The 26999-nt window shown below is 41.3% G+C and carries 28 protein-coding genes; 14 read left to right on the top strand and 14 right to left on the bottom strand.

Annotated elements, in window-relative coordinates:
* Positions 1-71: 71 nt before the first annotated feature.
* Together deoC and ACPZ3T_RS03315 are read right to left on the bottom strand one after the other, a co-directional pair.
* Complete coding sequence (gene deoC, locus ACPZ3T_RS03310; RefSeq protein ID WP_490273556.1) at positions 72-752, bottom strand: deoxyribose-phosphate aldolase; 681 nt, start codon at positions 750-752, stop codon at positions 72-74.
* Between the two features lie 202 nt (positions 753-954).
* Positions 955-2097 carry a DNA cytosine methyltransferase gene (locus ACPZ3T_RS03315; protein ID WP_490273557.1) on the bottom strand — a complete coding sequence of 381 codons (1143 nt, stop codon included), beginning with the start codon at positions 2095-2097 and terminating at the stop codon, positions 955-957.
* Between the two features lie 374 nt (positions 2098-2471).
* On the opposite strand from ACPZ3T_RS03315, the gene ACPZ3T_RS03320 reads away from it, so the two are divergent.
* The 9 genes from ACPZ3T_RS03320 (at position 2472) to ACPZ3T_RS03360 (ending at position 7317) form a co-directional block, all read left to right on the top strand.
* Complete coding sequence (locus tag ACPZ3T_RS03320) at positions 2472-2807, top strand: cation:proton antiporter subunit C (protein WP_490273558.1); 336 nt, start codon at positions 2472-2474, stop codon at positions 2805-2807.
* The gene (locus tag ACPZ3T_RS03325; protein WP_490273559.1) at positions 2804-4237 is read left to right on the top strand and encodes a cation:proton antiporter; all 1434 of its coding nucleotides are present in this window, start codon (positions 2804-2806) and stop codon (positions 4235-4237) included. Before ACPZ3T_RS03320 ends, ACPZ3T_RS03325 begins: the two co-directional genes overlap by 4 nt.
* Positions 4234-4617, top strand: coding sequence for a Na+/H+ antiporter subunit E (locus ACPZ3T_RS03330; RefSeq protein WP_490273560.1), 384 nt, complete (start codon positions 4234-4236; stop codon positions 4615-4617). The genes ACPZ3T_RS03325 and ACPZ3T_RS03330 overlap by 4 nt, the downstream gene beginning before the upstream one ends.
* Entirely contained in the window at positions 4614-4871 is a 258-nt protein-coding gene (locus ACPZ3T_RS03335; protein ID WP_490273561.1) for a hypothetical protein, read from the top strand. Before ACPZ3T_RS03330 ends, ACPZ3T_RS03335 begins: the two co-directional genes overlap by 4 nt.
* Positions 4868-5149 (top strand): monovalent cation/H(+) antiporter subunit G, encoded by a 282-nt coding sequence (locus tag ACPZ3T_RS03340; protein WP_015141110.1) that lies wholly within the window; start codon positions 4868-4870, stop codon positions 5147-5149. Before ACPZ3T_RS03335 ends, ACPZ3T_RS03340 begins: the two co-directional genes overlap by 4 nt.
* Entirely contained in the window at positions 5139-5723 is a 585-nt protein-coding gene (locus ACPZ3T_RS03345) for a DUF4040 domain-containing protein (RefSeq protein WP_490273562.1), read from the top strand. The genes ACPZ3T_RS03340 and ACPZ3T_RS03345 overlap by 11 nt, the downstream gene beginning before the upstream one ends.
* Positions 5723-6385, top strand: a complete 663-nt coding sequence (locus tag ACPZ3T_RS03350; protein ID WP_490273563.1) for a Na(+)/H(+) antiporter subunit B — start codon at positions 5723-5725, stop codon at positions 6383-6385. The genes ACPZ3T_RS03345 and ACPZ3T_RS03350 overlap by 1 nt, the downstream gene beginning before the upstream one ends.
* 132 nt (positions 6386-6517) lie before the next feature.
* Positions 6518-6808: a type II toxin-antitoxin system TacA family antitoxin gene (locus tag ACPZ3T_RS03355; RefSeq protein WP_490273564.1), complete on the top strand. Its 291-nt coding sequence runs from the start codon at positions 6518-6520 to the stop codon at positions 6806-6808.
* Positions 6808-7317, top strand: coding sequence for a GNAT family N-acetyltransferase (locus tag ACPZ3T_RS03360; protein WP_490273565.1), 510 nt, complete (start codon positions 6808-6810; stop codon positions 7315-7317). The genes ACPZ3T_RS03355 and ACPZ3T_RS03360 overlap by 1 nt, the downstream gene beginning before the upstream one ends.
* A 131-nt stretch (positions 7318-7448) precedes the next feature.
* Here ACPZ3T_RS03360 and ACPZ3T_RS03365 read toward each other — a convergent pair whose 3' ends face one another.
* The 10 genes from ACPZ3T_RS03365 to ACPZ3T_RS03410 all read right to left on the bottom strand — a co-directional run bounded on the left by ACPZ3T_RS03365 (position 7449) and on the right by ACPZ3T_RS03410 (position 18480).
* Positions 7449-8876 (bottom strand): slr1306 family protein, encoded by a 1428-nt coding sequence (locus ACPZ3T_RS03365; protein WP_490273566.1) that lies wholly within the window; start codon positions 8874-8876, stop codon positions 7449-7451.
* Positions 8877-8917: 41 nt separating this feature from the next.
* A complete protein-coding gene (locus tag ACPZ3T_RS03370) occupies positions 8918-9364 on the bottom strand; it encodes a group I intron-associated PD-(D/E)XK endonuclease (RefSeq protein ID WP_490273567.1) in 447 nt (148 codons plus the stop codon).
* Positions 9365-9809: 445 nt separating this feature from the next.
* Entirely contained in the window at positions 9810-10763 is a 954-nt protein-coding gene (locus ACPZ3T_RS03375) for an asparaginase (RefSeq protein ID WP_490273568.1), read from the bottom strand.
* Between the two features lie 76 nt (positions 10764-10839).
* The gene (locus ACPZ3T_RS03380; protein ID WP_490273569.1) at positions 10840-11340 is read right to left on the bottom strand and encodes a CGLD27 family protein; all 501 of its coding nucleotides are present in this window, start codon (positions 11338-11340) and stop codon (positions 10840-10842) included.
* Entirely contained in the window at positions 11337-11795 is a 459-nt protein-coding gene (gene rsfS, locus ACPZ3T_RS03385; protein WP_490273570.1) for a ribosome silencing factor, read from the bottom strand. Before rsfS ends, ACPZ3T_RS03380 begins: the two co-directional genes overlap by 4 nt.
* 764 nt (positions 11796-12559) lie before the next feature.
* Positions 12560-13831 (bottom strand): glycosyltransferase family 4 protein, encoded by a 1272-nt coding sequence (locus ACPZ3T_RS03390; RefSeq protein ID WP_490273571.1) that lies wholly within the window; start codon positions 13829-13831, stop codon positions 12560-12562.
* Between the two features lie 685 nt (positions 13832-14516).
* On the bottom strand, positions 14517-15257 hold the full coding sequence (locus ACPZ3T_RS03395) for an amino acid ABC transporter ATP-binding protein (RefSeq protein WP_490273572.1): 741 nt from the start codon (positions 15255-15257) through the stop codon (positions 14517-14519).
* Positions 15258-15310: 53 nt separating this feature from the next.
* The gene (locus ACPZ3T_RS03400; RefSeq protein WP_490273573.1) at positions 15311-16327 is read right to left on the bottom strand and encodes an amino acid ABC transporter permease; all 1017 of its coding nucleotides are present in this window, start codon (positions 16325-16327) and stop codon (positions 15311-15313) included.
* Between the two features lie 50 nt (positions 16328-16377).
* Positions 16378-17304: an amino acid ABC transporter permease gene (locus ACPZ3T_RS03405; RefSeq protein WP_490273574.1), complete on the bottom strand. Its 927-nt coding sequence runs from the start codon at positions 17302-17304 to the stop codon at positions 16378-16380.
* A gap of 126 nt (positions 17305-17430) precedes the next feature.
* Entirely contained in the window at positions 17431-18480 is a 1050-nt protein-coding gene (locus ACPZ3T_RS03410) for an amino acid ABC transporter substrate-binding protein (RefSeq protein ID WP_490273575.1), read from the bottom strand.
* A 430-nt stretch (positions 18481-18910) separates the two neighbouring features.
* Here ACPZ3T_RS03410 and ACPZ3T_RS03415 point away from each other — a divergent pair, with 430 nt between their 5' ends.
* Positions 18911-19468 carry a type III secretion system chaperone family protein gene (locus tag ACPZ3T_RS03415; protein WP_490277108.1) on the top strand — a complete coding sequence of 186 codons (558 nt, stop codon included), beginning with the start codon at positions 18911-18913 and terminating at the stop codon, positions 19466-19468.
* A 77-nt stretch (positions 19469-19545) separates the two neighbouring features.
* Positions 19546-20190 (top strand): DUF3318 domain-containing protein, encoded by a 645-nt coding sequence (locus ACPZ3T_RS03420; RefSeq protein ID WP_490273576.1) that lies wholly within the window; start codon positions 19546-19548, stop codon positions 20188-20190.
* 73 nt (positions 20191-20263) lie between these two features.
* Here ACPZ3T_RS03420 and ACPZ3T_RS03425 read toward each other — a convergent pair whose 3' ends face one another.
* Entirely contained in the window at positions 20264-21058 is a 795-nt protein-coding gene (locus ACPZ3T_RS03425) for a 7-carboxy-7-deazaguanine synthase QueE (RefSeq protein WP_490273577.1), read from the bottom strand.
* Between the two features lie 191 nt (positions 21059-21249).
* Here ACPZ3T_RS03425 and ACPZ3T_RS03430 point away from each other — a divergent pair, with 191 nt between their 5' ends.
* Together ACPZ3T_RS03430 and ACPZ3T_RS03435 are read left to right on the top strand one after the other, a co-directional pair.
* The gene (locus ACPZ3T_RS03430) at positions 21250-22299 is read left to right on the top strand and encodes an anti-sigma factor antagonist (RefSeq protein WP_490273578.1); all 1050 of its coding nucleotides are present in this window, start codon (positions 21250-21252) and stop codon (positions 22297-22299) included.
* Positions 22300-22601: 302 nt separating this feature from the next.
* Positions 22602-23081 (top strand): hypothetical protein, encoded by a 480-nt coding sequence (locus ACPZ3T_RS03435; RefSeq protein ID WP_490273579.1) that lies wholly within the window; start codon positions 22602-22604, stop codon positions 23079-23081.
* A gap of 2 nt (positions 23082-23083) precedes the next feature.
* Here the strand turns inward: ACPZ3T_RS03435 and ACPZ3T_RS03440 are convergent, their stop codons facing one another.
* Positions 23084-24517, bottom strand: coding sequence for a cobyrinic acid a,c-diamide synthase CobB (locus tag ACPZ3T_RS03440; protein ID WP_490273580.1), 1434 nt, complete (start codon positions 24515-24517; stop codon positions 23084-23086).
* Positions 24518-24712: 195 nt separating this feature from the next.
* Here ACPZ3T_RS03440 and ACPZ3T_RS03445 point away from each other — a divergent pair, with 195 nt between their 5' ends.
* A complete protein-coding gene (locus tag ACPZ3T_RS03445; protein WP_490273581.1) occupies positions 24713-26941 on the top strand; it encodes a glycoside hydrolase family 10-like protein in 2229 nt (742 codons plus the stop codon).
* Positions 26942-26999 lie beyond the last annotated feature (58 nt).

Raw genomic sequence — 26999 nt, forward strand, 5'->3', positions numbered from 1 at the left:
TTACTAGTTATTAGTCATCAGTCACTAGTCATTATGTAAAGACAAACGATCAATGACACATGATCTTCAGACTATCTACCTTTTTCCAGGTTATCGCGCTCTCGGATCAAATCAATACCGCGAGATGTGCCTAATCTAGTAGCACCTGCCATGATTAATTCTAAAGCTTGCTCCAAGGTGCGAATCCCTCCTGATGCTTTAATTCCTACCCTGTCTCGTGCTACTTCCTTCAACAACCGCACATCTGACACCGTAGCCCCACCACTCCAACCTGTACTAGTTTTCAGGAAGGCTGCGCCTGCGTCCATTGCAATTTCGGCTGCTAGTTTTTTTTCTGCATCCGTCAGCAGGTTAGTTTCCAAAATCACCTTCACGGTTTGCCCGGTTTCTTCACAAATTTCGGCAATTTCTCGGTGAATAGCGTCAGTTTTACCAACTTTCAGCCAGCCTAAATTCATGACTAAATCTAATTCCGTAGCTCCGTTTTCTACCGCTTCTTGAGCTTCATACAACTTGACAGCCGCAGTTGTCGCCCCAGTGGGAAAACCTATCACTGTACAGACTTTTGGCTTTTTACCATGTAGAAGTTCTGCGGCTTGTTTGACATAGACAGGGTACACACAAACCGACGCGAAATTAAATCTATCTGCTTGTTGACACCATTGCTCAACCTGCTCTGGAGTAGCTGTTGGCGTTAACAGGGCATGATCGATAAATGGCGCAATATCAATATCTGGATAGTCTGCTGCCATCGTTTTTTTAACCAACTAACTCAACTATAAGTCTTTATAAAAAATTAAGATTCTTATAATTAATTAAACCATATTTACTTCCAGTCTAGCTTGGAAACACACAACAGTCTCAGTCGTATATACCGAATCTTAAGTTGAAAGCAGGACTAAAGTCCTCACTACAAACTGTAGTGGTATAGCTTGAGATTTAAACTGGCAAATGTTACCTACCAGATACTAAGAAATCAAGAATTGTTTGCGCTATTGCTTTTGATGCCAAATATGGTACACCGTTACCTATAGTTTTAAACATATTTGTCAGGGACATATTCTCAGGTAAAACAAAATTTGCTGGTAGAGATTGTATTGCTAAAGCTTCCGCCACAGAAATACGCCGTGGTTTGTAGGGATGTAGATGCACTTCATTATTGCCATAACAAGCTGTGGGAGAGTAACGCCAGCGATGCAGACGCTTAAATGATTTTTTGCTATTATCACCTTCGGCAATGCTGATAAATTTTGTCATTCCGGCTCTAGGTTGGAAGTAATGATTAGCGTTAGGATGCTCTAAAACTTGATTTTTTCTAAACCAATATTCCACTGTTAGTTGTTGAGGAATACCATCAGGACAAGGAATAATTGAATCTGCTTGAAAAGGTGCAGTTTGACTCCAAGGGTAAGCAAAAATAGTGTCTTGAGAATCTAAGATATATTTACACCACGGAAAATTTACTGTAGATAATTCCGAATAATTAATAATTTTAATGCCTAAAGTTTTTAAAAGATTTTTTTGAAATCCTAATAAAATAATTCTTGATCTATCTTGAGGTACACCGTATTCAATAGCATTAATTAAACGTTCTGTTAATATATAACCTGCCTGTTGTAATTTAATTTTTATAGATTCAAAAAATTGCCGATGTTTCTTAGTTCGCCATAACCCTTTAACATTCTCAAATAAAAAGAAATCTGGTAAATTCTGACAAATTAACTCTACATAAGCAGCCGAAAGTTTGCCATTTTCCCCCAAATAACCCCGATTTTTACCACCAATGGAAAAATCAGGACAAGGCGGCCCACCAATAAAACCAACAATATGATTGGCTCGACGACAATCTTGTACTAATCCCCCAAGGTACTGCGCTGGAGAACCTGCAAGCAGTTGGGTGACATCTCCAAGTTCCCCGTGATGATATCCGTATTCTGGCAATGGTAATTTCAGCAGGGTGCGAGAATAACGATATGCTGTCATAAACGGTAAACATATTTCATTCACATAAACGATATTAAAACCACTTGTTTCAAACCCTAAATCTAGAAACCCTGCTCCTGAGAAGAAGGAAAAAATACCAGGAATCAAACTCATATTTATATGGTTAATAAAAGTTATTAATAGCTAGTCAACTTGTCCTAGAAATATTCAATGCCTGAGATAAGTTTTTTTGATGATCACAGAACTATTGATTTTTGCTAGGTTTACAAGATAACCTGCATCTGTTTGAGACTCGGCAATTTACAGCAATATCTTGCTTTGGATACCACATACCACATATTCTTAATAGGAGATGTGTATGAACCAAACAACAGTACCAAAATGAAGCCCCAAAATTAGGTGTGTGTCCAGAAAATTCTCTAACTTTGCTTAATTCCAACTGGAAAAAAGTTACTCTCTTGCAGCCCGTTGACGCTTAATTTTTGCATAGATAATTACCCTATCCCCTTACCCAACAAATTATTCCTGTGTTAGAAGCCTGTGTATTCGCAACAATATTGTGCGGCTTTTTTGGCATCATTTTAAAAAAGAACTTGTTGATGAAAATCATCTCTATGGATGTGATGAGTACCGGGGTGATTGCCTTTTACGTACTGATTGCATCACGAGATGGTTTGCTCACCCCGATTATTGGCAAAGTTACCAATGGGGCGTACTCCGATCCAGTTCCACAGGCGGTCATCTTGACGGCGATCGTCATTGGCTTTTCTATTCAAGCATTGATGCTGGTCGGTGTCATGAAACTGGCAAGGGATAACCCCACCTTGGAAAGCAGCGAGATCGAGAAGAACAACACCCCATGAATACCATTACACTTATCTGGATTGCACTACCATTCTTTTTGGGGTTCTTGACTTTTTTAGTCCCCAAGTTGAACCGCCATTTCGCTTTGTGGGCGGCTATGGCTTCTGCTGCCTATGGGTTGCAGTTATTTTTGGAACGATCGCCCCTGACACTGAGTTTACTAGATAATTTCGGTGTGACGTTGGTAGCCGATGAGTTAAGTGGTTACTTTATCTTAACTAATGCCATAGTCACGGCGGCAGTGATTATCTACTGTTGGCGCAGCGATAAGACGGCTTTTTTTTATGCCCAGACAATTATTGTGCATGGTAGCTTGAATGCTGCCTTTGTCTGTGCGGATTTTATTAGTTTATACGTAGCCCTAGAAGTAAGCGGGATTGCTGCCTTTTTGTTAATCGCTTATCCCCGCAGCGATCGCTCTATTTGGGTAGGGTTGCGTTATCTGTTTGTCAGCAACACGGCGATGCTGTTTTATCTAGTAGGCGCGGTACTAGTTTATCAAACCCATCATTCCTTTGCTTTTACAGGCTTAAAGGACGCACCACCAGAAGCCGTAGCCCTGCTATTTCTGGGACTATTGGGGAAAGCCGGAATCTTTGTTTCTGGCTTGTGGCTACCCTTAACCCACTCGGAATCAGAAACCCCAGTGTCGGCTTTACTATCGGGAGTTGTCGTCAAAGCCAGCGTATTACCTTTGTTGCGTTGCGCGGCAATTTCCGAAGAAATTGAAATCATCGTCAGAATTTTTGGTGTGGGAACAGCTTTGATGGGAGCATCCTGTGCGATTTGGGAAAAAGATACCAAGCGGACACTAGCGATGAGTACGATTTCCCAATTGGGCTGGATACTTGCTGCACCAGTAGTAGGGGGTTTTTATGCCTTGGCACATGGACTAGTAAAATCAACGCTGTTCTTAGTAGCAGGCTCATTACCTAGCCGCAAATTCCCAGAACTGCAACAAAAGCAGATGGATACAACTCTTTGGATTGGCTTAGTCATAGCGAGTCTATCTATTTCTGGCTTGCCCTTATTGTGTGGTTTTGGGGCGAAGATGTTGACCATGAAAAACCTGCTGCCTTGGCAAGCGATCGCTATGAATGTCGCCGCCGTAGGTACAGCTATTACCTTTGCCAAATTCATCTTTTTACCCCATAAACCCCAGGGAGAACAGCTAGTTAAACCAGGTTTTTGGCCAGCCGTCACCCTGTTGATTGGGGGACTATTTACAACTAATGTCATCTATCTTCAGGCGTATAACACCAACGACATCATCAAAGCGATCGCCATCATTGCTGGAGGTTGGTTAGCTTATAAGTTGATTTTCCAACGGTTAAATATTTATCTACCCCGTGTACTAGAACAATTTGACCATTTGATTGGGATGATGAGCTTGATTTTAATCCTACTATTTTGGATGGCACTGGCATGATTGGACATATCATATTACGACTGGTAATTTGGTTTCTCCTCACCGCTAACCTGAGTTTGACAAATATTGTCATTGGGGTAGCCATTGCACTGTTATTACCACGGGGTTACACCTCACCGGAAAAATTTAAAGAGTGGCTCAAGGTGATGATGAAAACCATCGTCGCCATTCCCGTGGCTTATATGGAGGCAGTTGAAATTATTTTCCGTCCCCATCAACACGAAGATATCATTCTCGAACGAGTCAAGGCCAAGCGATCGCCCAGTCTCATTTTCTTGGACATCTTTATTATTACCTTTACCCCCAAAACCATTGTCGTGAATTACCGCGAAGAGGGTTGGTATGAAGTCCACCAGATTCAACCGAGGAAAAAACCATGAACCTGGAAATCATCATCATTGCCATGATTGCAGCCTTGCTCATCCCCATCTATGAAACCTGGAAAAGTGATGATATCTGGCAGATCATGTTGGCTTTTGGCAGCATCTCCAGCAAGATATCCATCATGATTTTGTTCGTCTCCGTTCTCCGCGATGATTGGATGATTGGTGTAGTGGGAGTGATTATTTTGAGTGTGGGTAACGCTGGCTTGATGCTACTAGCGCAAATATTAAAACGATTGAGTGACGTATGATCAACATTTTGAGTTATATCTGTATATTCATCGGTCTGATTTTCTGGTTTTGGGGAACGGCTCATCTAGTTAGCGATCGCTCAGTCTTATTTAAACTACATGGTCTTTCCGTCGCTGATACTCTCGGCTCAATGCTGATGGTTGTCGGCTTGCTACTCAAAATACCCAGTGAATGGCCACTACTCATCCTAGGCATTATTTCCTTAGCAGTCTGGAACACCATGCTGGGTTACGTAATAGCTCACTGTTCCTATGAAGAGGAAAATCATGAAGGATAGCTATATCTATATAATTATTGCCTTATTGCCCTTAGCGGGTGGGATGTTAGTCACTCAAACCAATCCCTACCATGCTTTAGTAATTCGTGGGGTATTGGGTGCAGTCGCCGCCTTGGTAGATGCCATTTTAGGCGCGGTGGATGTAGCTTTAACTGAAGCCTTGATGGGGAGTATGTTGGCAACTACTCTCTATGCAGTGGCGGTACGCTCATCAATGGTGATGCGGTTGGGGGTCATTCAAGATGAGTCAAGAGAGGAAGAGAGCGATCGCCATTTCAGCACAATCATTGATGGCATACGTGCTACTTTTAACAAACACTATCTGCGTTTAGAAATCGTTCCCTATACCAATACCCAAGCTTTGCAAAGGGCGTTGATAGATAAAGAAATTCACGCTACTTGTATCCCCACAGCAGACAGTGAACAAAATAGCGTAGTTGATGGCGCGGAAATTCCACCCTATCAAACGACAACCAGAATCCCACGCCTCTATGAAATCATGCAAACCGAACTTGCCACACCAGGCACAATCCTGTCCTATGTAAACGTTTCAGACTTACAGGAGCAACATTGATGAAATGGGTCTACATCTTAGCAGGGATAGCACTGTTCGTCAAAATGCTAGTTCTACAAAATCCTGAACTTGCTCCCACAGAGATTTCTATTGTGGAAATGGTGGTTAAAGATAGTGGCGTTCCCAATGCAGTCTCAGGAATAATTTTCCGTAATCGCCTCTACGACACCATATTTGAGGTAATTGTTTTTACTATCGCCATCTTGGGCGTAAACTATCTGCTAGCCAATGAAAATTCATCCTGCACCATCTATCAATTTAAAGACCAACCATCAATTATATTGGCGCGTTTAGGTGCAACAATTACCGCCATAGTAGGTATTGAACTAGCGATTCGCGGACATCTTAGCCCTGGTGGTGGTTTTGCGGCTGGTGTCGCCGGCGGAACAGCCATTGGACTGATAGCAATTACCTCATCCTACCCCTGGATGCAGCAAATTTACCAACGTTGGCGCGCCGCCACCTGGGAGAAAGTTTCGGTACTGCTGTTCATCGTTCTGGCGGTAATTACTTTGGCGGGAATAGAGTTACCACATGGAGAATTAGGAACACTATTTAGTGGTGGTGTTCTCCCCATTTTAAATATCATTGTCGCCATCAAAGTCGCCTTGGGTTCTTGGGCGGTAGTGTTGATTTTTATTCGCTATCGGGGGTTGTTGTAGAGCGATCGCATCGTGTGTTGACGTTGTATACACAAAAATCTATATTAGATTTATGAGGTGTTGTCGAAATCAAAGCGCGACTTCATTCGGTAACACCAAGCAACGTTATACAAATTATGGATTAGAGAAACAATGGTTTCCCGTTCTAACATGGATAACCTTGGCCGTAACCAAGTCATTAACATTAGAGTTCAAGAACAACAACGGGATTTAATTGATTATGCCGCATCTATTCTGGGTAAGAGCCGTTCTGACTTTATGTTAGAAGTAGCTTGTAGAGAAGCTAAGAACATAATTTGCAACCATACATTCTTTACCTTAGACGAAGAAAAATATCAAGAATTTCTAGCAATTTTAGATTCACCACCTCAAGCCGATGAAGAATTGCGTAAATTCTTAAAGACAAAATCGCCTTGGGATTAATGATGGAAGAAACGAAAAGTATTAATCCTCCTCAGCTAATTACTCCTGAACATAATGTATTAGAGTTTAATTCTAAATCAGAAACTCTGAATAAATGGCTGAAGGAAAAAGCTTTAAAAAGCGAAGGTGATACTGCAAGAACTTACGTAGTTACTATTGAAAATCAAGTCATAGGCTATTACTGTTTAGCAACTTCTTCTGTTGCTCATTTCATAGCTACTAGCAAAGCTAAACGCAATGCACCAGACCCTATACCTTGTATGCTCATTGGTAGACTAGCTGTAGACACCAAATGGGAAGGACAAGGCATAGGAGCAGGCTTATTAAGAGATGCTATTTTTAGGACTTTAAAAGTAACTCAAATAGCTGGAATTAGATGTATTTTGGTTCATGCTAAAGATGAAGAAGCCAAAAGTTTTTATTTAAAACATAGGTTTCAATTATCACCAATAGAACCATTAACATTAATGATAACTATAAAAGATATTCGAGCCAGCATTCAAGATTAACTAGCCTGAGTTCGAGGTCTTTTCGATTTACAAAAATAAATATAGTCACGCAAAAGCGCAAAGACACAAAAGAATTTTCTTTGCGTCTTTGCGCCTACCGCAAGCGGAACGCCAAGGGCGAATGCGCGAAATTATCCCACAACTTCTGGTACTAATCGCTTCACCCCTTGCTTCACAAAACCTTGCAGAAAAGCTAACTGCTGATTTTGTTGGAAGACATTTTGTAAGGTTTGACGCAATTTATCTAAATTCAAATTATTACCAGAATCTAAAGCAATTTCTTGCTGTTCAAAATATGCAATCAGACTCAAGCCAGCGACTCTAGTCAGATAAGCTGCACTCACACCTTGCACTAAACCACCAGCGACAAAGGTGACAGCGTTACTTTTGAGAACTGTGCTAATAGCTTTAGTAGAAAGTTCCACTAAACCTAACTTCAACATCAAACTTCCCATTGTTCCCGCTACAGTTTGCGCTTGTTCTAGGGAGAATTTCTGCTGATAGATATTACCCAAATCCATTACCATTTGAGCATTAATCGCCGCCGTTGCTAAAATATCCAGTGCTGGAACTGGGTTAGCAAAAGCAGCAGCCGCAGCTATCCACTGATATTGTTCAATAATTGGCGTAGCGCGATCGCATCTTACCCCATTCAAATAATTTTTCGCCTCAGCTTTCAACAGCAGAGCCTGTCTAGTGGTAGTTGTCCACACCAACTGTTGACTTTGCTGCACTAAAATCTCATTTAACTGCTGTGTCAACTGCTGAATATCTGCTGCTGGCTGTTCCATCCATTCTTGCACATTCCCATCAGCCTGATGTTTCCGCACTTTCACCGCCACAGGAGCAGCTGAAACCGCGACTACATGATCCTGCTGACGTTGTTGTAAGGACTGCAAAATGCTAGCACGCTCATCAGGCAAATATTGGTCTTGTTTATTGAAAACTAAGACTTGTGGCTGATTAGTTGCTGTTAACTGTTTTAAGGCTTGAAATTCCGAATCAGTCAAATCGCCATTAGTCAAGAACAAAACTAAGTCTGATTTTGCTGTTTCTGTGAGAATTGCAGCATCAGAGGTTTCTACTTCTCGAAACAAAGGTGCTGTTTCTTGGAAGCTAACTCTTTGCTGTGTTTCTTGCCAATTACTAGACTGTAGCACCTGAATTAAGGTACTTTTACCAACGGATTTACCGCCAGTCACAGCTAATTTCAAATCTTGTCTGTCTAACTCTACAGGTAATGCGGCTAGCTGTGTTTTCAGTGTCTCTAAAGCTGGATGGTTGACAGCTTCTTGACCTAACTGATTAATCACAACTTCAGTTTTAGCGATCGCATTCACTGCTGTTTCCCGATCAGTAATGATACCACTCGGTTGTTCTGCATGGTCATGGGGGAAGTTACGCTTCCACAGCCACAAACCACCACCTACAGCTAAGAGACTGACTAAACTTAGCTCACCTACCTGCATAATTGAATGATGCCAACTTTGCACCATCCATAAGGAAAAGGATAATCCTAATCCTCCTATTAAAATGGGTCGCTGTAACTTCACAACCATGACTCTCCGAACTTTTTGGAATGTTCCAACTCAACAATAAATCAAAACCCTGCTGCACCGAATTGTAAAGGTAAGATTAACTCCCAAGCCTCACGATATTTTGCCGAACGCGGTTTACGTTGGCGTTTTTCGGTTTCGACAAGGTGTATTTCGCTACCATATCCTATAAACACATCTACCGGAAAGACATAGAAAACATCAAGTGGTTCTATGTAGGCTAGGGCAAAATCAAAGTCTGATGGTTGATATGTTGCTCTAAGCATGAGTCGGCGATTTGTTTTAGTGCGGCGGTTGTCTACAACATAATTACCAGATGGCTCATGCAACCAAGCATACTTGACTTGGATTTTAACTAAAGTTCCCTCTATATCAAATACTAAATCGTATGGCAGGCGATCGCCAATTGGTTTTAAAACACCCCAGCCACGCTTTAAAGCATGAAGCACAGCAGCTTGCTCTGCTATGTCTCCCCTCAGCTTTGTGTCCATTGGTCAAACGAAATCACTGATATCAGCATAAAACAAAACCCCATAATCTTTAAAGATTACAGGGTTTTATTTTAAATTTGGTGGCGGGAAGTGGATTTGAACCACTGACCTTCGGGTTATGCTTACCATCTACAACTTTCGTTGCCCAGTTTTACTGGTTTGTGGTCTGGACTGTCCCTTCACCCTCGGCGTTATCGTTAGGGTGCCTGCCTTCCAGTCTCTACACCTTCTCTGTTTCCAGAGCTTGGTTCGGGATTACCGCGCTAGTGGCTTCCCCGAGTTTGACAGGTAATCGCACATGAGTTTCTTCATGTACCGCCCACTGCAAAACAAACTAATAAGCGCGTAATCAGTTTTGCTAGTTGAGCCCGACGAGCTACCAGGCTGCTCTATCCCGCGTCGCTCTTGACTTTTCAAGTATAACTCGAAATCTCAAGTTTGACAACTATAAAAACGATAATTCTCCGACAACCTCTAGACGCGTGTATTTGCCTGGGTTCATGAACTTTTCCGCCAAGCTTTCGGCAACACTGGGGGTAATCCAGCCCATTTGTTGCAGCAGGTGAATGGCGACGGCACATTTAGCACGTTTAGAACCATCCATGACTTTGATTGCCAAGCCCATGCCTTCACCCAGCCTAGCAATACATTGAACACCTTCCGCGCCAGATTTGCTGGCTAGTTCCCCAGGGGTGAGGCGCATTAATTCTGTGTCAAATTCCCCATCGCCAGCTACCATTGCGGGGTGATGAGTCATGGCGCGGACGATGCGCTCCATATCTACGTTATTACTAGCACCTAATAGCGCATATAAGGAGGCGATTTGCCCCAGTTGCATCAAATAGGTGGGTGCGCCGCAGTCGTCATGCGCGCTGATAAATTCTTCAGCAGGCATTCGCAGTAATTCTGCTATCTTCCCAACAATTAATTGCTGTACAGGGTGCTTACGGTCTAAATAAGTATTTAATGGCCAATGACGTTGCTGACACACAGCCAACATCCCCGCGTGTTTGCCAGAACAGTTATATTCCAGAGGACTGCGCTTGTCTTGGGGGATGGGACACTGGAGAACTGAGGGATCTAAATCTGCTCGCCACAGGATATTAAATACCTGTCGGACTTGTTCAATAGTTCCTCGGTGAGAACTGGTGATGATGGCTAAGTCACGATCGCTTAGATCATAACGTTCCAGTGTGCCTGTCGTGGTGACAGCCAGTGCTTGAAATGGTTTCAATGCTGAACGCACGAATGTCGCTGTTTCCGCGTTACCTGCCACAGTTAACACTCGTCCCCGTTCGTCGCATACAACCGCCTGGACTATATGCCTCGATTCAATAATGCCTTCTCGCAACAACCGGACTTCCAGTGCTGCCGCTTGAGTTCGTTTTCCCATTGTCATGGGTTAAATCTATCACTTTTTAGTTATTATTCATTAGTTATTAGTCATTAGCTCATCACTAATGACTAATAACTGTTTAAAACAAATGCCAAACTATAGTACCAGTAACAAACATTCCCGCCAAGCCAGCGAATGTAAATTGTAACCGTTTGAGGATGGGTTTAATTTCGTAGGTGACAATCAAGCGATCGCGATTTAACACTTCCTGGGGTTTGAGCCATGTTTGACCGTCATACCAGCCTGATTCTTCATAAAATACAGTTGTAGTGTATAGGCGATCGCGTATATACAGCCAGCCTAAATACAAACGTACTAGTACCAAAATTACTCCAATACTGGCCCCAGCTGCACCACACAGAAGAAAATGAACTAATTGCTTATTTAGTGGAAAGCTTGCGGCGGCCACTGGCCCAGCTACTAGCCAAGATAAAACCCAAATCCACGCTAGTTTTTTGGTATACTGCTGCCAATTCAAAGTGCAATCACGAAATAGCCAAGCAGCTTTTAGCTCTTCGTACTCGTTGAGCGGCTGTTGTTCTGTGGGTACTGGGCAATTTGCCAGTGAGGAATTAATCATATTGGACTACCACCACCTTCTTCAATGTTGGGAAGGGAAAGACGTTCTGCATGAACCCAGAATGCTTCTAGATTATAAAATTCCCGTTCCTTTGGCATCATAATATGTACAATTACGTCGCCATAGTCTTGCAATACCCAGCTACCTTCCCCTTTGCCTTCAGTCCGTAAGGGGCGGCGTTGCAACTCAGTTTCTACTGTATCTTCGATTGATTGCGCGATCGCCCTTACTTGTACCCTGGAATAGCCAGTGGTCATCACAAAATAATCGGCTAAGTAGGAGACATCTGCTACCTTCAGGACTATAATATCCCCAGCTTTACGTTCTGATGCTGCTTCGGCGATCATCAAAGCGAGATTTTCACTCTCATTATGTTCACTTGATGAACTTTTGAGTGCGCTATTGGTGACAGAGATGGATTTTAGTGGTAAATTTCCTTGGAAATAATCAGACATTCAACCTCAGGTAATTTATCCCTTTTGTGACGTTTTTTGAGAATTACTGACAAACAACAACTAAACGATAACTGTGTGTTCGTTTTTTTGAATACTAACAAAAAAACAGGTGTTTATGGGATTGGCTAATATATTGAAACACTGATCACAGGTTTTTCTCTGTTGATTTTTGTAGCGTTCCATTCACAACAGGCTACCTATTAGCCATAAAACTAGGCTATCTCTCAAAGATTAATACTTGTGCGGCAATGTGTTTTTTGACACAAAATACACGAGGGTTAGCAACACAATAAATAAATATTACTGCTGCTTAAAATTATTAAATCTGCTAAAAACAGTATATAGTATAACTGAATTTACCAGATTCTGCCTCAAGTGTGATTTATGGTTGTTGATTGCATAGTTCTTTTGTGTCAGGACTGATGCAAGTGTCACAATTGACGCTTGGTGCGTGAAGCTACAAGTCTCATGACTAATACCACTTCTCTATGAAGTTGCGCCAAATAAATGATGTAGAGACGTTGCATGCAACGTCTCTACAGTACAGAATAAAGTGCATCTATGGCTACACCAGGCAAGCTACATCAACAAACGGTATAAGTTCAAATAAGTAAAACAAGTTGAAATTTTCATTTTTTAAAAGCAAAAACAGGACATAGAGTAGTTTTCCATATGTCCTGAAGGAAGGATTTTGATCAATTTTGCTAATGTAGCCGAATAATTACATCCTGCTACGATATCAATCGGCACTTAAGCCAATTTTTTTAAACTTCTTGTTTGGAAACTACTTTCGATTCTAATGTTTGAGTATCCGTAGTTACAGAGTAGAACAAATTCTCGTATTGATTTAACGCTTGCTCAAAAGCATATTGCTCCATAGCATATTTGCGGCTATTGTAACCCAATGTTTTAGCTTTTTCTGGGTGTTTGTATAGGTCTAAAGTAGCCATTGCTAAAGCTTCGGGATCTTCGGGAGCAACTACAATACCGCCGCCACTTTGTCTAACTGCTTTGGCAGCTGTACCATTTTTGGGTACAGAAGCTATCATTGCCCTACCACTCGCCAGTAAGACTTGAATTTTTGATGGCATATTGAAGGAAATAACGTTTTTCTTCTGCACGACTAATCCCACATCTGCGGCTGCTAACATCTCTGGCAGATGCTCACGGGGTTGGAATGGTAGCAATAGGACATTATCAGCACCACAATCTAAGCAATACTTTTGTAGTCTCTGCAAGCCTTTGGCTTCACCAACTATCACAAAGGCAATTTCTCGAACGTCGCGTAAAATCGCCGCCGCTTTAATTACTGTTTCTAAGCCTTGTGTCAAAGCAATGTTCCCTGAATACAAGACTACAAATTTGTCCTTGAGGTTGTGTTGGGCGCGGAAAGAGTTATTTTCTTTAGGTAAAGGGCGAATAAAATTTACATCAACCCAATTAGGAATTTGCTCTATTTTTTGTTGGGGTACGCCCTTAGAGAGTAAATTCTCTACAAAGCCATCAGCAATGACGCTAACTTTAGTGGCACTATAGTAAGCAAATTTTTCTAAGACTGAAAAGACTTTAATCAGCCACTTGTTTTTCAATAATCCAACGTGGATAGCCGCTTCCGGTAAAATATCTTGCAGGTTTAAGACTACAGGACAAGCACGCAGCCATCCTAGTAATGCAGCCGGCACACAAACAGGTAATGATGGTGATGTGGAAAGAATGACATCAGGCCGCCAGCCAAGCAAGGCAGGCCAAAAGCTAGTCATGACGAAACTAGCATCTAGTAATACTCGATCTATCAGTTTAGGTTGCGGGCGAATCCAAACAAAGCTACGTTGAATTTGGACACCATTTTTATACTCATTGACGTAAAATTTACCACGGTATCCTTCGTAAATTTGACGCTCAGGATAGTTAGGCATCGCTGTGACTACACGCACTTGATGACCCCGTTTTACCAATCCCTCTGCTAATTCCGTCATCAGTGGGGCAATCCCAATTGGTTCTGGATAGTAATTGTAAGAGTAGATTAAAATCCGCATAACAAATTTAGTCAGAAGTCCCTGGCTACTTTTAGATCATGAATAACTTTTGTCTTAAAATGGCGATCGCTCTTTGCTGGAAAGCGTCTATTAAGACATCTATTAATTTACATTTTGTCTTTAGACTGTTTTTTTGTCAGTGTGTTTTGTTTGAAGATTCGGTAAATCTTATCGTTGTCTACATGAGTAGAGTTAGATATATTTAACACATTCTTTATTGCTAACTAATTGTATTTACGTAACTCAGTTATCAGCATAAACTCTCTTGTGATTAATTAAATTTGCGACACAAAACTAGTAAATATGTATTAAGGACAAGTACAATTGCGTGCATTTCCTGAACATTACTAGAGATTTGTAATTGAAAATACAGTTTAGATAGATCAAAATTATCTAGATGGTATTGAAATTTATTTAAGTAACAACTTGTACATCAGTTGTTACCTAACTTAAAACTAAGTTGATAATTCGTGTGATTGGCATCCTCCATGTTGAAGTAATTTTTGTGGATAGTCTGTAGTTAGCTTCAACATAAGTAGCTGGGATTTCGGGAATTGTTCCCAAATTGAAATGTTATAAGATCAATTCAAACGCAGAGGGACACGGTAGACGCTTTTGCGGCTTGCCGCAGGCTGGGAAGCGCATACCGCCAAGGGCGGAACCCGTAGGGTAGGAGCGCGGAGGTTTAGAGAATTTGTGAGAGGAATTTACGGGTGCGTTCTTCTTGGGGGTTGGTAAAAAAGTTTTCTGGTGTGGCTGATTCCACTAAGTTACCGCTATCCATTAACACTACTCGGTCAGCGACTTCACGGGCAAATCCGACTTCATGGGTGACTACTACCATCGTCATGCCTTCGCTGGCTAGGTTTCGCATGACATCTAATACTTCTCTAACCATTTCTGGATCTAGTGCGGATGTGGGTTCGTCGAATAGCATAATTTTAGGCTGCATGGCTAAGGCACGGGCGATCGCTACTCTTTGTTGCTGTCCCCCAGATAACTGTCCTGGGTATTTGTGCGCTTGAGCTAAGATTCCGACTCTTTCTAATAGCTGCATGGCTAATTCTTCGGCTTTGGGTTTTTTCCAGCCACGCACCCAAATGGGAGCTAAGGTAATATTTTGCAGGACTGTTAAATGAGGAAATAAATTAAACTGCTGAAATACCATCCCCACTTCTCGTCTAATTGCATCAATATTTCGTAAGTCATGGCTGAGGGTAATGCCATCAATGTTAATTTTTCCTTGTTGGTATTCTTCTAGGGCGTTAAATGTGCGGATAAATGTTGATTTTCCTGAACCGGAAGGCCCCATTAACACTACCACTTCTCCGCGATAGACTGTTAAACTTACCCCTTGGAGAACATGGAATTTTCCATACCATTTATGAACATCTTCAGCAATAATTATGGGTATTTGTTCTTTCATAGGTTTTTACCTCAAAATAGGGGTGTAAAGTAAAAAATAAGACTAATGAATAACTATTGATTTAACTGTTTCTCTAAACGTCGAGAAGCTAGGGAGATAGAATAACAGAATAGCCAATAAATCAAACCAATAAATAAATATACTTCTGCATAACGACCAATAAATTGAGGCTGTGCCAATATGGAACGGGCAATTCCTGTAAGTTCCACTAAGCCTACCAGAGATAATAGTGAAGTATCTTTAAATAAGCCAATAAACTGCCCTACAATGGCGGGAATTACGGCGCGTAAAGCTTGGGGTAAAACGATAAATATAGTTACAAGTAATGTATTTAATCCTAATGCTTTAGCAGCTTCTACTTGTCCACGAGCAACAGATTGCAGTCCACCTCGGACATTTTCTGCCATGTAAGCAGCACTGAATAACACTAACCCAGCGATCGCTCTTAATACCCGATCTAACCTCACCTCTGCTGAGAAAAATAAAGGTAACATGACTTGGGCAAGAAATAAAATGCCGATGAGGGGAACTCCGCGAATGATTTCAATGTAGAGAATAGAAAACAAACGAACTACAGGTAATTTACTAGTTCTGCCTAAAGCGAGTAAAACCCCAATTGGAAAGGAAAGCACAATACTAACTGCGGCCATTAGTAAAGTCAGTAGCAAACCATTCCATAAATTACTAGATACAGGTGACAATCCAAAGCCACCACCAATTAACCACAAAATGATCGGGAAAGATAGTAACCAAAGATAAGCTAACCAAGGTGCGATTAATTTAGTAATAGCAAATTTTTGTTTACCAAAAAATACCCCGGCAGTGACAACACCCAACGTAGCAGTAATTGCGAATACAATCCAAATTCGCCAATATTGGCTTTGGGGATATCTACCAACTAAAAACAAATGTAAATTGGCTTGAATTACTGTCCATTGTGCTTGAGTGGTAGCCCAAATTATGACTCCTCGTGCTACCCAAAATAGCAATAGTAAACAGATGATAGTTAATAAACTGTTGTACCAATTGTTAAATAAATTTTTACGTAGCCAAGTTAGTTGTTTAGTCATTAGTCAATAATGGGTATGGGGCATGGGGCATGGGGCATTGGTATGATTTTTCATCTTTCTTTGATTTGAACTCGGCGATTGAATAGGTTCATGATCAAGGAGATGGTTAAGCTGAGGGTGAGATAGGTGAGGGTAAGTATTAACATCACTTCTACTGCTTTACCTGTTTGATTAAAGGTGGTAGAAGCGACGAAATAAAGGTCAGGGAACCCGATAGCGATCGCTAAACTGGAATTTTTGGTGAGATTGAGATATTGACTAGTAAGTGGAGGGATAATTACTCGCAAAGCTTGGGGTAAAATTACTAAGCGCATGATTAAACTGGATTTTAATCCTAGCGATCGCGCTGCTTCCCATTGTCCTTTTGATACTGAGGCAATCCCACCCCGGACAATTTCTGCTATGAAAGCACCAGTGTAAAAGGTTAACCCCAAAAGCAAAGCGGCAAACTCTGGAGATAGGGTAAACCAAGGTAGTTCTATGCCATTTTGGCTTAACCCTAAAAATCCCCACAGGGTGATTTTATTTTCAATTTTGGGAAAGCTTAAAAAAACGGCGAAGTACCAAAATAACAACTGTAATAGTAAGGGTGTATTACGGAAAATCTCTACATAAACTAGCATGATGTTCCGTACTAACCAATTATCAGATAATCGGCCAATTCCAGCCATGATACCGATAATAGTTGTGAAGATGATGCCTAAAATGGCCACTCGTAATGAGTTAATTAGTCCCACCCACAAGGCGCGACTATAAGTATCAGTTGGTTGATAAGAAATTAGGGTTTCGCCAATATCAAAAGATGCTTGTTGCTTGAGGAAATCAAATCCGAACTGAATGCCTAATTGCTGTAAATTGCGATTTAGGTTTCCCCATAGTATCGCTACTATAGCTAAGGCTAAAAATACAGCAATGACTTGTCCAGTAATTTGCCAAAAGCGATCGTCACGCCATAAAGGTGGTTTGGAATTAGTCATTAGTTAATGGGCATGGGGCATGGGGCATTGGGCATTGGGCATTGGGCATTGGGCATGAATCAGTTATTAACTAGTAGCTAACTGATTTAACTTCCACAGTTAACACTCAACAGTCAATAATAGTTACTACCTAAATGGGGGTGAATACAATAGTCCGCCTTTTGTCCACTGTTGATTTTGGCCGCGAGGTAAGTTGAGTTTTGTGTTTGGGCCGAGGTTGCGATCGTAAATTTCGCCGTAGTTACCAACGTGTTTGATGACTTTGGCGGCAAAGTCATTGGGTAAGCCTAGTCCTTCCCCTAAATTGCCTTCAGTTCCTAGCAGTCGCTTGATATCTGGATCATTGCTGGTAGCTAATTCTCCTACATTCTGAGAATTAATACCTAACTCCTCAGCTTTGATTAAGCTAAAAACTACCCAAGTTAGGGTATCACGCCATTTGGTATTGCCTTTGGCGACTGCTGGGGCGAGGGGTTCAGAAGAAATGACTTCATCTAAAATGACGTTATCGTCTGGTTTGGGGAGAGTTGTACGGCGAGCAACTAAAGCGGAGCGATCGGCGGTGACGGCTTCACAACGACCTTCGGCATAGGTAGCAAAGGTAACATTAATATCTTCAAATACAACTGGTTTGTAGGTAATACCTCGTTTCCGCATTTGGTCTGCTAAATTCTGCTCAGTCGTAGTACCTGTTTGTACACAGATGGCTTTGTCTTTGAGGTTAGCTAAAGATGTAATGCCGCTATTTTTGCGAACCATAATAGCTTGACCATCGTAAAACACTACGGGCGCAAATTCTAAACCGACTGATGTGGCACGGCTGAGTGTCCAAGTAGTGTTGCGGCTGAGGATATCTACTTCTCCTGTTTGTAAGGCTGTAAATCGCTCTTTGGCGGTGAGGTTACGGAACTCTACTGCCTCTGGATTATCAAACATAGCTGCTGCGACGGCGCGACAGACATCTACATCAATGCCATTGTATTTGCTGTCAGTGCCGACAAAACTAAACCCTGGGACTTCACCACTGACACCGCAAATTAATTTACCACGGCTTTTGACAGTATCCCAGCGATCGCTTGATGTACTGCTAGTATTTGTTGGTTGGGCTGTGTTGCCGCTACAGGCACTAATAGCAAATATTAAAGATGCCCCTACAATTAAAGTGGATTTTTTCATACTTCCCAGATTATTGTTGCCGAAAATGTAATTGTGAAGACAATACTTGTATTAAAACAAATATACTCCTGTAATATAAAACTTTTTTAGCCCTTTATGTTGCAGTTTTATGCAGATAAAAAAATATTTATATTTTTCTTCGTTTAGATTTTTAACTTAAATACAAACAAATAACTATCAATGTTCTGAATTTGATATTTAATCATTGAAAGACAAGAAATAGGAAATAGGAATTATGTTAATATGTTTTATTTATTTAATTAGTTAAGAGTAACAGGATATGTTGTTCTGAACCAGAAAAGTCATAGATTCCCGACTTATAAAAGCAGTGAGGGATATTGTTTTTCATGAATTGCACCTAAGGGATCGCCACTAAAGGGTTAAACTAGTTCTGGTGACAAATGCTCCACCATTACTTAAAGAGGATTTTATGGGAGCTAACCTCAAGCAGATTGCTAATTACTTAGACAAACTAGGTTGGGAGTACCGTCTTGATCAGGAAGAAGACAGGATTATCACAGGTGTTGAAGCGGATAACCTAGAAGATTTTCTAATAGTTGTTCAATTAGATGAAGAAGGAAAATTCTTTCGGTTATTTGCGCCTCATGTTCTGCCAGGAGTACAGGATCATCCTCACAAGGGAGAAATCTTACAGACCATGTTGGCTATTTCTTGGGAAACCAAAATGCTGCAATGGGAATATGATCCCTCTGATGGTGAAATTCGTGCGATTATTGAATTTCCCTTAGAAGACTCAATCCTGACCGAAAGACAATTCCATCGTTGTCTGAGTGGATTAATTCAAATCGTTGATAATGTAGCGATCCCACGGTTGCAGGAGGTTATGGCCACGGGAAACGATCCAGGGAATATAGAACTTGGGGAAAGAATCTTGCTGAGTATCCAGGAAGAAGCACCTGGGTTACTAGAATTACTGGCAAAAGCTATGGAAGCTAGAAAGAAAAGAGGAAGTTTTCCTACAGAGTGAGACGAAACATCACTTAAATAGCTATACTCCAAAGTGATACCCTCACTATATACTGAAATTTTCTAGGGCTGGATTTTATGACATCCTATGCAACCTCCTCTGCCAAAGCGGAAATGAGTGAACTCCGGCGGTTAAAAGGCTTACTACCGCCAGAATTGCAGAGTTGGGTCACGGTTGAAGGCACAACTGAGGTCAATCCACCCCTGATCCGCAGCGAAGAAATTGGCAAAGACCAAGTAGAAATTCAAATTGACTTGGTGAAATGGGATACTCTAGCAATGGATCAGCGTAATTTGCTGTTCTGGCATGAAGTCGCCCGTATTCAAAATGACACCATTCCCAAAGATGGTTGGGAAATGGCAGCTTTAGCTATCGGTTTAGGCGGAGCTGTAGGTGAGTTGTGGGTGCAGGATGGATTATTGTTGGTTTTAGCCTTGGCACTGTGCGGTGTGTCAGGCTGGAGGCTATATCAAAAGAATAATGGCGAAAAGCAAATGAGAGAATTGCTAGATGCTGATGAAAAAGCGATCGCACTAGCAACTCGTTTTGGTTATAGTCTCCCTAATGCCTACAAGAGTCTTGGTAGTGCCTTAAAGACCCTGATCGATAATACTCCCAGCAAACGTCAACGTTCTCGCTATGAAACGCGACTATCTGCCCTCAAGCGCAGTGCTAACAAAGCCAAAGCTAAATCTAGAACCACAGATGAAGGCGGAATGTAGTCTGCAAAAATTAACTTGTCTGGGCAATACCCGAACAGTGAACGGTGTTGATAACTGTTCACTGTTCACTCATTTAAAGCTGATTGAGCATTTTATGGGTTTGAGGGACGACACGAACGTGTTTTAAAGTCCGTTTCATCACAGCCTGCCAAGTTAATATTTGTTCTGGAGTCGGAGCAAGGATAGGTACTTTGGTGAATTGTTTAGAGTCACCTAAAGGGGTAACTGGTTGTAAAAATACAGGAATATCAGGACTGACATCGGCCACTAACAAAGCAGCCTGTTCCAATTCAGCAATATCTGTATGTTGAGAAATAATTATTTTAATGAAAGTTTCTAAATGTGGATAACAAATTTGTAGAAACTTCATATGTTCCTGCCAATAGGATTCACCACTGACACTGGGTAATTTTAAATCCATACCAACAGAATCTAGATAGGGTAATATCATTTGCAATTGTTCTGGGCGATGTCCGCCAGTTTCTAAGTATATTGGTAGACCAGTTAGCGATCGCAATTGGGGCAGAAATTCCTTTAAGAAACCTGCATGAAGAAGAGGTTCTCCACCAGTTAAGCTAATGCTATCGTGTAGGGAAGGTAAATTTTGCCGTTCAATCCATGCCAATAACATTGGCAGTGGAACAGGATTAGGATGAGTTTCAAAATCTCGGAATCCGGGCGATCGCTCTATCCTACAGTTAGCAGGTGCATTCCAAGTATGGACACTATCGCAAAAGTGGCAACGTAAGTCACAAAAAGCAAAGCGAATAAAAATCTGACGTGTCCCGACATTGAGTCCTTCCCCTTGAATAGCAGAAAAGACCTCAATCAGACGTGCAGTAGATTTGGCTGTAGTGTTAGTAGTCATAGGATAGTAGCAAAGCGATCGCGCTGCATCAGTGCAACAACAAGTAGGTTTTTAACTTCTTGTTCTATTGTGAACGGTGCAGTCAATCCCTAACTTACCTATAAAACTCACTATGAGTTATTATTACTGCTTATTTAACATGAGGTTAGGTGATTTTCTAGGACAAAATAAGTTTGGCAGATTAAATTTATATGGCAACGAAAGTGCAGAGCTTCATGACTAGCCAACCCAATGAGGTAAATTTTCTAGTTACTTCCCTAAATGAAACGGTTATAGTGCAGGTATCTGCGCGATTAAGCGTGCTTGAAGCAGTTAGCTTTAAGCAAACCTGCCAAGATTTAACCCAAGGAAATAGCCATCCCCAGCAAATCATTATTGATTTTCACCAAACTACTTTTATGGATAGTAGTGGTTTAGGAGCATTGGTTAGTAGTTTTAAAACTACCCAAGAAAAAGGAATTGTGATGATTTTGCGGAATGTGACACCCCAGGTCATGGCAGTGCTAAACCTCACAGGATTAGATAAAGTTTTTTCTATTGAGTCTAATACTGAAGCATTAGCAATAAAACCTGATCTTGCCACAGACAACCAGAAAGCAACTTCTCGCAAAGTCGAACCATTACCAACCACTCATCCATCTATCGCATCTTGGACGAAACGATTTATAGATATTATTGGTGCTTTAGTGGGTTTATTCATCACAGGAATTTTGTTTATTCCCATTGTGGTTGCCATTCAAATTGATGATCCCGGCCCAATTTTCTTTGGACAAATTCGCTGTGGTTGGATGGGTAAACGCTTTAAAATTTGGAAATTTCGCTCCATGTGTGTAGATGCAGAAGCGAAAAAATCTCAGGTTAAAAATCAAGTCCAGGGAGCATTTTTCAAAAATGAAAATGACCCCAGAATTACTAAGGTTGGTAAGTTCTTACGTCGCACCAGCTTAGATGAGTTTCCGCAATTCTGGAATGTCTTAAAAGGTGACATGAGTTTAGTAGGAACTCGACCACCCACACCCGATGAAGTCGAACGCTATGAAGTTCCAGAATGGCAACGTTTGGATGTTAAACCCGGAATGACCGGAGAATGGCAAGTTAACGGCAGGTCTAAAGTTCGCAGTTTTGAAGATGTAATTAGGCTCGATTTACAATATCAAAAAAACTGGAGCTTAATGTATGACTTGAAGTTAATTTTCAAGACTATTACTATTCTATTTAATCGCAATAGTGGTGCTTGTTAACAAGTTAGATATATTTTATTTAATTTGTTAATATTTACAACTACCAAATCAAAACTTATCTGTTATCATGCCCAAAATTAAATTTAGTTTTGGGCATATTTTTTGATTATCTAAGTAGCCGTCATGAACTACGTACACCAGAACACATGAAACAGTCTTTCCCTTACACCCCTATACCCTTACACCCCTACACCCCTTTTTCAATTCAAGATAGGGATTCAAACCTCATAATCATCATTTTGCATAAAGCATCAAAGCCATACATATCAAGTCTATGTAAAGACAATCAATTGGTGATGCTAATGAACACCTTAAATTTAAACTCAAAGATAATTTTAGGAAGTTTTGTCACTCTCAGCTTCCTTTGTGTTAACCCTCAATCTTCAATGGCGCAAATTGATTGTAACGCAGTGGAATCATTCGGTAATACTTATAATTCCCAGATTTTGAGAGAACTGAATAACCGCATAGCAGGAGAAGATATCAATATCAGCCGTCGCAAAGAGTTAGAAATTAATCGTGTAGAAAGCATTTCTTTTAATGGTTGTCGGATAAAGGGTGTGGCCAATGTAACTTTAGAAAGAAAAATCCGCCGAGATGCTCACGGAACAATGACAGTACGGGCGGATATCACATCTTTTAGCGGACTAAATCGGCAATTATGTTATGAAAATGCAAAAGTGACGGATTTTAATTTGAGTAGAACACTTAATATTGGGGAAGCGGTTTATAGAGGGGTAGCAAATATAATATTCCCTAATAAACAATGCTTAAGGGTTTAATTCTAAACGCTGTATTGACGACATTGACGCATAAACTGTTGGGGGATTTCTACACTTTCCCCCCAGTGCAAATGAATATAAGAAGCGTGAATATTGCTTGGTAAACACCATCCTTCAAATCCCAAATTTTCCTCGACATCGTAGCGATAAGTTGTAAATAAAGGTTGATCAGAATTTGAGATAAGATGTGAACGATGGAACTCATGTCCATATAGATTTGTGCCTGCTTTCACTAATAAATTATCCTGCAAAGCTAGAGCGCGACGATAACCCAAAGTTAGTTTTTTATCCATTGCTGCCGATGTGGGTAATATTCCCAGCATTGCCCAAGATTTACCCTCAAAATCAATTATTTGCTCACATAAATACATCAAACCCCCACACTCTGCAATCGTGGGCATTCCTCTGAGAATAGCTTGTTTCACACTCTCACGAGCGTTACTGTTAGCTGCTAATTGTTGAGCAAATACCTCTGGAAAACCACCCCCAAAATACATTCCTTGCACACCTGGGGGTAATTCCCTATCTACTAAAGGACTCCAAAAAACTAATTCCGCCCCTAAATTTTGCAAGATATCTAAATTATCTTGATAGTAAAAATTAAAAGCGCGATCGCGGGCTACGGCAATTTTAACGGGTATTGGGCATGGGGCATTGGGCATGGGGCATTGGGCATTGGGAAAAACTTCTCCAGTCCCCATTATTCCCAGTCCCCAGTCCCCAGTCCCCAACAAAGGTAATAAAGTTTCCCAGTCAAAGCAGGTATCTCCTAAATCTGCGAGACGATGAACTACAGCGTCTAATTCGGGGAGTTCGGCGGTAGGGATTAAACCTAAATGACGATCGGGTATTGTAATGTTATCTTGACGACGTAGTACACCAAGAATGGGTAATTGTAAAGGTTGGAGAGCATCTTTGAGGAGAGAGAGATGGCGATCGCTACCTACACGATTCAGCACTAAACCAGCTATTTTAATTCTAGGGTCAAAAGAACAATAACCGTGAGCGATCGCAGCCACAGAACCAGACAACCGACTACAATCAATCACCAACACCACAGGTAAATCTAACAACCGTGCAATATGCGCCGTACTAGCAAAGTCAGCGCGGAGTAAATCTTCTTCCCCATGCCCGATGCCCGATGCCCTATACCCAATTCCATCAAACAACCCCATCACTCCTTCAACTAAAGCATATTCACTTTGTTGCTGATGACGAGCAAAACACTGACGAACATAAGTTTCTGAAGTTAGCACTGGGTCTAGATTACGACAGGCACGACCTGTAACATAAGTATGAAACATCGGGTCAATATAATCTGGCCCGACTTTAAAAGATTGCACCGCCACACCACGCCGACATAAAGATGCTAACAGGGTGAGGGTGATTGTTGTCTTGCCCACTCCACTACGTTCCCCAGCAATAACTACAGCCATAAAAAAATTAAATAAACTATCCCACCTTGCATCTTAAATCATTCACAATTCTGACTTGGCACTACTTACCTATTAGTTGCGTCACGTTCGTAGTGAGGACTTTAGTCCTCAGAAAAATCAGGACTAAAGTCCTCACTACAAACTGTAATAGAGTAAATTAAGCTCATTCATCTAAGTATAAATATTTAGAGAGTAATGCCAATTCCATTTCAGAACCAAAGTATCAAAGTTAACTCTTGGATAACTAACTTATTATCCATACTTCAACAATTACCTTTAATTTTTTCCTGTAGTACCAAAGATAAAAGAAAATTATCCCCCTACTCGCTACTCTCTGTATTATTTGCCCTATCATTTGCTACCGTCTTACTTTTGGGAAACTTCACACCCGCACCTGCTCAACTACCCCAGTCATCGCGTCAGGAAATTCGCGGAGTTTGGCTAACAAATAATGACTTTGACATTCTCAGAAACCGGGCTAAAGTGCGGGATACCTTTGCTCAATTGCGGCGGTTGAACTTTAACACAGTTTATCCGGTGGTTTGGAATGATGGTTATACCAAGTATCCCAGCGCAGTTATGCAGGATAAGGGTATTCCTTTTTTCTTCAGAGGAACAGAAGGCCAAGATGTACTTGCAGACGTTATCAGTCAAGCGCGTAATCAAGGCTTATTGGCAATACCTTGGTTTGAGTTTGGTTTCATGACTCCCTTGACATCAGAATTGGCTTCACAGCATCCAGACTGGTTGACACAAAAGCGGGATGGTACTCAAACTTCAATTTCGGCTGCGGGTGAGGTTGCATGGCTCAATCCCTTCCACCCAGAAGTACAACAGTTTATTACTAACCTTGTGGTAGAAATTATCACCAAGTATAACGCTGATGGGATTCAATTTGACGACCACATGAGTTTACCCGTAGATTTTGGCTACGACAAATACACGATTAACCTCTATACCCAAGAAACTGGTAATCCCCCACCGCCTAACCCTCAAGCTCAAGCTTGGATAAAATGGCGAGCAGATAAAATCACAGCTTTCATGGTACAACTCAATCAAGCTGTGAAAGTGAGAAAACCCAATGCCATTTTTGCGGTTTCACCCAATTACTATAACTTTGCTTATAAATTTCAACTCCAAGACTGGCTCAATTGGGTGCGGTTGGGTGTTGTGGATGAGTTGGTAGTTCAGGTTTACCGCAATGATTTATCAAGTTTTGTCAGTACAATTATTACCCCAGAAATAGCAGAAACGCAACAATTAATACCTACTGGTATCGGGATTATGACTGGGTTGAGAAATCGTCCAGTTTCCATATCACAAATTCAGTCTCAAGTCAGAGCCGCACGAGAACGTGGTTTAGGTGCAGTCTTTTTCTATTATGAGAGCCTTTGGGAGTTTGGCTCAGAATCAGTGGAACAACGCCAAGCCGCTTTTCAGGAAATGTTCCCTAACTCCGTTGTCCGTGATACCTCTCAATTTAGACCCCGTAAACCCGTTTTTGAGACTGTAACACTGCCTTTATATCCCAGAGGCGCAAATGGTTATTTCCTAGAGGTAGCAGTAGCTAATGGTCAGCCTAGGCGGGTGCTATTGGATACAGGCTCGGCGGGGTTAAGAGTGCCAAGGGAGTTTTTAGGGAATGCTCCTATCCAACAAACTGGTCAAAGGGTCAGGGAAGTTTTGAGTGATGGTACTATATTAGAAGGTGATTTAGTTTACGCAAATGTTCAGTTTGGTTTAATTCCAACTGAAGAACCTGTTCCTGTACAAGTTGTTACAAGTCGCCAATGTATCCCCCAAAAACCTAATTGCTCTGCCAAAAGTGAGACACCGTTTGCTGGTATTATCGGTGTCAATTATGCAGAACGCACACTTCCTTATAATCCCTTGAGAAAACTACCGGGAAACCTCAGTAACGGATTTATTGTGAGAGGAAATCGTGCTGGTAGTAACAGCAGTTTAATTATTGGTTTGACAGCAAACAATCGGGCAGGTTTTAGAATAGCTTCTTTGAGTCAACAACCTGCGATGAGTGAGATTCCGGGTAATAGATGGGATTCTAGACTAAATGGAGTTTGTTTAGCGATCGCCAATAGCTCCATGAAAAATAACTGTACTACCAGAATGATAGTTGACTCTGGAGGAAGCAGCAGTTTTGTTGAGTTTAAATCTGCGGCTTTGATGGGTAAACTCAAACCGGGAAGATTAGCGGCAAATAATACAGTGAGGTTATCAATACCGCGTGTTTTTGAATATGGCGTTACCCCAGGCAGTCGCATTGGGTTTAATGTATGGAATGTTAATGTTTCTCCCCAGCTAGATCAACCTGTAGTAGTGAATAGTGGGATGGCATTATTTGACCGATACAATGTACTGTTTGATCCAGTGAATGGAAGAATAGGTTTTGGCGATCGCGTTTAAAACAGGGGTGTAGGGGTATGAGGGTGTAGGGGTGTAGGGGTGTAGGGGTTTTTGCGTC

This window comes from Aliinostoc maniaoense (assembly GCF_058172895.1).

Bases quoted from the DNA above. Each gene is read 5' to 3' on its own strand.
- ACPZ3T_RS03335 (WP_490273561.1), top strand. From the start codon at position 4,614: ATGAACCTGGAAATCATCATCATTGCCATGATTGCAGCCTTGCTCATC.
- ACPZ3T_RS03350 (WP_490273563.1), top strand. From the start codon at position 5,723: ATGAAATGGGTCTACATCTTAGCAGGGATAGCACTGTTCGTCAAAATG.
- ACPZ3T_RS03360 (WP_490273565.1), top strand. From the start codon at position 6,808: ATGATGGAAGAAACGAAAAGTATTAATCCTCCTCAGCTAATTACTCCT.
- ACPZ3T_RS03345 (WP_490273562.1), top strand. From the start codon at position 5,139: ATGAAGGATAGCTATATCTATATAATTATTGCCTTATTGCCCTTAGCG.
- ACPZ3T_RS03420 (WP_490273576.1), top strand. From the start codon at position 19,546: ATGACATCCTATGCAACCTCCTCTGCCAAAGCGGAAATGAGTGAACTC.
- ACPZ3T_RS03430 (WP_490273578.1), top strand. From the start codon at position 21,250: ATGGCAACGAAAGTGCAGAGCTTCATGACTAGCCAACCCAATGAGGTA.
- ACPZ3T_RS03365 (WP_490273566.1), bottom strand. From the start codon at position 8,876: ATGGTTGTGAAGTTACAGCGACCCATTTTAATAGGAGGATTAGGATTA.
- ACPZ3T_RS03315 (WP_490273557.1), bottom strand. From the start codon at position 2,097: ATGAGTTTGATTCCTGGTATTTTTTCCTTCTTCTCAGGAGCAGGGTTT.
- ACPZ3T_RS03330 (WP_490273560.1), top strand. From the start codon at position 4,234: ATGATTGGACATATCATATTACGACTGGTAATTTGGTTTCTCCTCACC.
- ACPZ3T_RS03410 (WP_490273575.1), bottom strand. From the start codon at position 18,480: ATGAAAAAATCCACTTTAATTGTAGGGGCATCTTTAATATTTGCTATT.
- deoC (WP_490273556.1), bottom strand. From the start codon at position 752: ATGGCAGCAGACTATCCAGATATTGATATTGCGCCATTTATCGATCAT.
- ACPZ3T_RS03400 (WP_490273573.1), bottom strand. From the start codon at position 16,327: ATGACTAAACAACTAACTTGGCTACGTAAAAATTTATTTAACAATTGG.
- ACPZ3T_RS03395 (WP_490273572.1), bottom strand. From the start codon at position 15,257: ATGAAAGAACAAATACCCATAATTATTGCTGAAGATGTTCATAAATGG.
- ACPZ3T_RS03445 (WP_490273581.1), top strand. From the start codon at position 24,713: ATGCCAATTCCATTTCAGAACCAAAGTATCAAAGTTAACTCTTGGATA.
- rsfS (WP_490273570.1), bottom strand. From the start codon at position 11,795: ATGTCTGATTATTTCCAAGGAAATTTACCACTAAAATCCATCTCTGTC.
- ACPZ3T_RS03415 (WP_490277108.1), top strand. From the start codon at position 18,911: ATGGGAGCTAACCTCAAGCAGATTGCTAATTACTTAGACAAACTAGGT.
- ACPZ3T_RS03435 (WP_490273579.1), top strand. From the start codon at position 22,602: ATGAACACCTTAAATTTAAACTCAAAGATAATTTTAGGAAGTTTTGTC.
- ACPZ3T_RS03380 (WP_490273569.1), bottom strand. From the start codon at position 11,340: ATGATTAATTCCTCACTGGCAAATTGCCCAGTACCCACAGAACAACAG.
- ACPZ3T_RS03340 (WP_015141110.1), top strand. From the start codon at position 4,868: ATGATCAACATTTTGAGTTATATCTGTATATTCATCGGTCTGATTTTC.
- ACPZ3T_RS03355 (WP_490273564.1), top strand. From the start codon at position 6,518: ATGGTTTCCCGTTCTAACATGGATAACCTTGGCCGTAACCAAGTCATT.
- ACPZ3T_RS03325 (WP_490273559.1), top strand. From the start codon at position 2,804: ATGAATACCATTACACTTATCTGGATTGCACTACCATTCTTTTTGGGG.
- ACPZ3T_RS03425 (WP_490273577.1), bottom strand. From the start codon at position 21,058: ATGACTACTAACACTACAGCCAAATCTACTGCACGTCTGATTGAGGTC.
- ACPZ3T_RS03375 (WP_490273568.1), bottom strand. From the start codon at position 10,763: ATGACAATGGGAAAACGAACTCAAGCGGCAGCACTGGAAGTCCGGTTG.
- ACPZ3T_RS03405 (WP_490273574.1), bottom strand. From the start codon at position 17,304: ATGACTAATTCCAAACCACCTTTATGGCGTGACGATCGCTTTTGGCAA.
- ACPZ3T_RS03440 (WP_490273580.1), bottom strand. From the start codon at position 24,517: ATGGCTGTAGTTATTGCTGGGGAACGTAGTGGAGTGGGCAAGACAACA.
- ACPZ3T_RS03370 (WP_490273567.1), bottom strand. From the start codon at position 9,364: ATGGACACAAAGCTGAGGGGAGACATAGCAGAGCAAGCTGCTGTGCTT.
- ACPZ3T_RS03390 (WP_490273571.1), bottom strand. From the start codon at position 13,831: ATGCGGATTTTAATCTACTCTTACAATTACTATCCAGAACCAATTGGG.